This is a genomic window from uncultured Vibrio sp., from assembly GCF_947488985.1.
GTDB lineage: Bacteria > Pseudomonadota > Gammaproteobacteria > Enterobacterales > Vibrionaceae > Vibrio.
Genome location: NZ_CANLBV010000264.1, coordinates 1 through 636 on the forward strand (window position 1 = coordinate 1; position 636 = coordinate 636).

Here is a 636-nt window from a genome sequence, read left to right on the forward strand (position 1 = left end):
ATAGTCCAACAGGCGATCACATCGGTGCTGTCAGGTATCTATGAGCCCAAGTTCTCCAATAGTAGTTATGGATTCAGACCCAACCGTAGCGCACATCATGCACTAGCGGCAGCAAGTCACTACATCAGAGAGGGTCGAGGCTATGTAGTGGATATTGACCTAGCAAAATACTTCGACACGGTGAACCACGATAGACTGATGCACAGATTATCGCAGGACGTCAGTGACAAACGAGTCCTAAAGCTAATCAGGTCATATCTACAGGCAGGCATAATGCGAAATGGGTTAGTTGAACAGAGACAAAGAGGCACGCCACAGGGCGGGCCATTATCTCCGTTGCTCTCCAATATCGTATTAGATGAACTGGATAAAGAGTTAGAACGTAGAGGGCATAAGTTCTGCCGATATGCAGACGACTGCCAAATCTATGTTGGTAGTGAGGAAGCCGCAAATCGAGTCAAAGAGTCGATAACGGAGTTCTTGGAGCAGAAGCTAAAGCTGACGATAAACCGTGAGAAAAGCGCAGCAACAAGAGTGACGGAGCGAACTTACCTAGGGCATAGCTTCAAGATAGATGGAGCAATCCTGATATCGAAATCGGCACAAGCTCAAATGAAGAAGCGAGTGCGGAAAATA

General features: G+C 47.0%; 1 protein-coding gene. It reads left to right on the forward strand.

Annotated elements, in window-relative coordinates:
- Positions 1–636: reverse transcriptase domain-containing protein (locus Q1A70_RS20255; RefSeq protein WP_299695851.1), on the forward strand; the 636-nt coding region annotated here is incomplete at both ends.